Below are 5,304 nucleotides of genomic sequence, written 5' to 3' on the forward strand. Positions count from 1 at the left end.
GGCTTTCGGGCTTTATACCAGAAGCTACGAAGAAATTGAAGTATCTGCAGAAACGTCAAGTTTCTGGAGTTTTTGGATTGAACTTAAGAGTTTGATCCTGGCTCAGATTGAACGCTGGCGGCATGCTTTACACATGCAAGTCGAACGGTAACAGGGAGCTTGCTCCGCTGACGAGTGGCGAACGGGTGAGTAATGCATCGGAACGTACCGTGTAGTGGGGGATAACGTAGCGAAAGTTACGCTAATACCGCATACGCCCCGAGGGGGAAAGTGGGGGACCGCAAGGCCTCACGCTATATGAGCGGCCGATGTCGGATTAGCTAGTTGGTAGGGTAAAGGCCTACCAAGGCGACGATCCGTAGCGGGTCTGAGAGGATGATCCGCCACACTGGGACTGAGACACGGCCCAGACTCCTACGGGAGGCAGCAGTGGGGAATTTTGGACAATGGGCGCAAGCCTGATCCAGCCATGCCGCGTGAGTGAAGAAGGCCTTCGGGTTGTAAAGCTCTTTCAGACGGAAAGAAATCTCCCAGGATAATACCTTGGGAGGATGACGGTACCGTAAGAAGAAGCACCGGCTAACTACGTGCCAGCAGCCGCGGTAATACGTAGGGTGCGAGCGTTAATCGGAATTACTGGGCGTAAAGCGTGCGCAGGCGGTGATGTAAGACAGATGTGAAATCCCCGGGCTCAACCTGGGAACTGCGTTTGTGACTGCATTACTCGAGTACGGCAGAGGGAGGTGGAATTCCGCGTGTAGCAGTGAAATGCGTAGATATGCGGAGGAACACCGATGGCGAAGGCAGCCTCCTGGGCCAGTACTGACGCTCATGCACGAAAGCGTGGGGAGCAAACAGGATTAGATACCCTGGTAGTCCACGCCCTAAACGATGTCAACTAGTTGTTCGGTGAGGAGACTCATTGAGTAACGCAGCTAACGCGTGAAGTTGACCGCCTGGGGAGTACGGCCGCAAGGTTAAAACTCAAAGGAATTGACGGGGACCCGCACAAGCGGTGGATGATGTGGATTAATTCGATGCAACGCGAAAAACCTTACCTACCCTTGACATGCCAGGAACTTACCAGAGATGGTTTGGTGCTCGAAAGAGAGCCTGGACACAGGTGCTGCATGGCTGTCGTCAGCTCGTGTCGTGAGATGTTGGGTTAAGTCCCGCAACGAGCGCAACCCTTGTCGTTAATTGCCATCATTAAGTTGGGCACTTTAGCGAGACTGCCGGTGACAAACCGGAGGAAGGTGGGGATGACGTCAAGTCCTCATGGCCCTTATGGGTAGGGCTTCACACGTCATACAATGGTCGGTACAGAGGGTTGCCAAGCCGCGAGGTGGAGCCAATCCCAGAAAGCCGATCGTAGTCCGGATTGGAGTCTGCAACTCGACTCCATGAAGTCGGAATCGCTAGTAATCGCAGATCAGCATGCTGCGGTGAATACGTTCCCGGGTCTTGTACACACCGCCCGTCACACCATGGGAGTGGGGTTTACCAGAAGTAGGTAGCTTAACCGCAAGGAGGGCGCTTACCACGGTGAGCTTCATGACTGGGGTGAAGTCGTAACAAGGTAGCCGTATCGGAAGGTGCGGCTGGATCACCTCCTTTCTAGAGAAAAAACCTCTGGATCGCGTATCCACAACCTATCGGTTGTTTTTTAAAGAACAGTGAGAGGCAAGGCGTCGGGAGTTCGACATCGCGAGCTGATGTTGGACTCCTGAACTGATCCTCGAGTTGTAGATGGGGGTCAGTAGCTCAGTCGGTTAGAGCACCGTCTTGATAAGGCGGGGGTCGTAGGTTCGATTCCTACCTGACCCACCAGATGATCAAGAGGGGGCATAGCTCAGCTGGGAGAGCACCGGCTTTGCAAGCCGGGGGTCGTCGGTTCGATCCCGACTGCCTCCACCAGAGATCAGAACAGAGCAAATAGTGTGTTTGCTGTGTTCTGGTTTTTAGCCAGGAAGTATTAGCCAACTCGGCTGTTCGATCTTTAACAAATTGGAAGAAGTGTGCAGTATCTGTTGATGAGACAGGTGCTGCATGGGTTGTGTGATTGCATTTTGCATCACTGCTGGCTTTGAACCAGCACAGTGGTGATGCGCACAAACGCGAGTGAGTCTATGGCGTTGTCTCTGAGCGATCAGAGTGCAAGGTTATAGGATCAAGCGAAGAAGTGCATGTGGTGGATGCCTTGGCGATCACAGGCGATGAAGGACGTGCAAGCCTGCGTAAAGCGGGGGGGAGCTGGCAATGGAGCTTTGATCCCCCGATATCCGAATGGGGAAACCCACCCGCAAGGGTATCCCTGGCTGAATACATAGGCCAGTGGAGGCGAACCGGGAGAACTGAAACATCTAAGTACCCCGAGGAAAAGAAATCAACCGAGATTCCCCAAGTAGTGGCGAGCGAACGGGGATGAGCCTGCACGACTAAACCGATTACTTAGCAGAGCAGTCTGGAAAGGCTGGCCATAGTGGGTGATAGCCCCGTATGCGAAAAGTAGTTGGCGGGTCTGAGCGTGCGACAAGTAGGGCGGGACACGAGAAATCCTGTCTGAAGATGGGGGGACCATCCTCCAAGGCTAAATACTCGTGATCGACCGATAGTGAACCAGTACCGTGAGGGAAAGGCGAAAAGAACCCCGGGAGGGGAGTGAAATAGATCCTGAAACCGCATGCATACAAACAGTGGGAGCCTCCTTGTGGGGTGACTGCGTACCTTTTGTATAATGGGTCAGCGACTTACGTTCAGTAGCAAGCTTAACCGGATAGGGGAGGCGTAGCGAAAGCGAGTCTGATAAGGGCGACATAGTTGCTGGGCGTAGACCCGAAACCAAGTGATCTATCCATGGCCAGGATGAAGGTGCGGTAACACGCACTGGAGGTCCGAACCCACTAATGTTGAAAAATTAGGGGATGAGCTGTGGATAGGGGTGAAAGGCTAAACAAACTTGGAAATAGCTGGTTCTCCCCGAAAACTATTTAGGTAGTGCCTCGTGCGGACACTTCCGGGGGTAGAGCACTGTAATCGTTGGGGGGGTCATTGCGATCTACCCCGCGATAGCAAACTCCGAATACCGGAAAGTGATACACGGGAGACAGACGGTGGGTGCTAACGTCCATCGTCAAGAGGGAAACAACCCAGACCGCCAGCTAAGGTCCCAAATCCATGGCTAAGTGGAAAACGAGGTGGGAAGGCATAGACAGCTAGGAGGTTGGCTTAGAAGCAGCCACCCTTTAAAGAAAGCGTAATAGCTCACTAGTCGAGTCGTCCTGCGCGGAAGATGTAACGGGGCTCAAGCCATGAACCGAAGCTGCGGATGCATTTAATGCATGGTAGGGGAGCGTTCTGTAAGTCTGTGAAGGTGTCTTGAGAAGGATGCTGGAGATATCAGAAGTGCGAATGCTGACATGAGTAGCGATAAAGGGTGTGAAAAGCACCCTCGCCGAAAGCCCAAGGTTTCCTGCGCAACGTTCATCGGCGCAGGGTGAGTCGGCCCCTAAGGCGAGGCAGAAATGCGTAGTCGATGGGAAACAGGTCAATATTCCTGTACCGATTCTAGATGCGATGTGGGGACGGAGAAGGTTAGGTCAGCCATCTGTTGGAATAGGTGGTTTAAGCGTGTAGGTGTGCCCCTTAGGCAAATCCGGGGGGCTTAGCTGAGGCGTGACGACGAGCTCTCTTTGAGAGCGAAGTGATTGATACCCTGCTTCCAGGAAAAGCCACTAAGCTTCAGTCTAGAATTGACCGTACCGCAAACCGACACAGGTGGGCAGGTAGAAGATACTAAGGCGCTTGAGAGAACTCAGGAGAAGGAACTCGGCAAATTGATACCGTAACTTCGGGAGAAGGTATGCCTCTGTAGCTTGTAGGAGAACATCCGAAGGGCGACGAGGCCGCAGAGAATCGGTGGCTGCGACTGTTTATTAAAAACACAGCACTCTGCAAACACGAAAGTGGACGTATAGGGTGTGACGCCTGCCCGGTGCCGGAAGGTTAAGTGATGGGGTGCAAGCTCTTGATCGAAGCCCCGGTAAACGGCGGCCGTAACTATAACGGTCCTAAGGTAGCGAAATTCCTTGTCGGGTAAGTTCCGACCTGCACGAATGGCGTAACGATGGCCACACTGTCTCCTCCTGAGACTCAGCGAAGTTGAAGTGTTTGTGAAGATGCAATCTCCCCGCGGCTAGACGGAAAGACCCCATGAACCTTTACTGTAGCTTTGCATTGGACTTTGACGGGACTTGTGTAGGATAGGTGGGAGGCGCTGAGACCAGGACGCTAGTTCTGGTGGAGCCGTCCTTGAAATACCACCCTGGTGTCGTTGAGGTTCTAACCTAGGTCCATGATCTGGATCGGGGACCGTGCATGGTAGGCAGTTTGACTGGGGCGGTCTCCTCCCAAAAGGTAACGGAGGAGTACGAAGGTCTTCTAGGTACGGTCGGACATCGTACTGATAGTGCAATGGCAAAAGAAGGCTTGACTGCGAGACCGACAAGTCGAGCAGGTGCGAAAGCAGGTCATAGTGATCCGGTGGTTCTGTATGGAAGGGCCATCGCTCAACGGATAAAAGGTACTCTGGGGATAACAGGCTGATTCCGCCCAAGAGTTCACATCGACGGCGGAGTTTGGCACCTCGATGTCGGCTCATCACATCCTGGGGCTGTAGCCGGTCCCAAGGGTATGGCTGTTCGCCATTTAAAGTGGTACGTGAGCTGGGTTTAAAACGTCGTGAGACAGTTTGGTCCCTATCTGCCGTGGGCGCTGGATATTTGAGGGGGCCTGCTCCTAGTACGAGAGGACCGGAGTGGACGAATCTCTGGTGTACCGGTTGTGACGCCAGTCGCATCGCCGGGTAGCTAAATTCGGAAGAGATAACCGCTGAAAGCATCTAAGCGGGAAACTCGCCTCAAGATGAGATATCCCTGGGAACTTGATTCCCCTGAAGGGTCGTTGAAGACCACGACGTTGATAGGCTGGGTGTGGAAGCGCAGTAATGCGTTAAGCTAACCAGTACTAATTGCCCGTGAGGCTTGATCCTATAACCTTGCATCAATAGAAACGCTCGCAAGAAAATACAGTCACACACCCCAAAGAACACACAAAACACTTCTTCCAGTTTGCGGTGCAGGCCACAGCCAGCACCGGACAAGTTACAGTCTGACGACCATAGCGTCTTGGAACCACTCCTTCCCATCCCGAACAGGACAGTGAAACGGGACCGCGCCAATGATAGTGCACACGCGTGCGTGAAAGTAGGTCATCGTCAGACTCACCAACAAAAACCCCCTGAAC

General features: G+C 53.2%; 2 tRNA genes and 3 rRNA genes. All 5 read left to right on the plus strand.

Annotated features, from left to right (window positions below):
* Positions 1-79: 79 nt before the first annotated feature.
* Positions 80-1,617, plus strand: a 16S ribosomal RNA gene (locus HHL15_RS25865).
* 136 nt (positions 1,618-1,753) lie between these two features.
* Positions 1,754-1,830, plus strand: a tRNA-Ile gene (locus HHL15_RS25870).
* A gap of 11 nt (positions 1,831-1,841) precedes the next feature.
* Positions 1,842-1,917: transfer RNA gene (locus HHL15_RS25875), tRNA-Ala, on the plus strand.
* A gap of 251 nt (positions 1,918-2,168) precedes the next feature.
* Positions 2,169-5,050 (plus strand): 23S ribosomal RNA (locus tag HHL15_RS25880).
* A gap of 118 nt (positions 5,051-5,168) precedes the next feature.
* Positions 5,169-5,281: ribosomal RNA gene (gene rrf / locus HHL15_RS25885) — 5S ribosomal RNA — on the plus strand.
* Together the 16S, 23S and 5S rRNA genes with 2 tRNA genes alongside form the textbook arrangement of a ribosomal RNA operon.
* The last annotated feature ends 23 nt before the right edge of the window (positions 5,282-5,304 follow it).

It is taken from the genome of Zoogloea dura, from assembly GCF_012927165.1.
Lineage (GTDB): Bacteria > Pseudomonadota > Gammaproteobacteria > Burkholderiales > Rhodocyclaceae > Zoogloea > Zoogloea dura.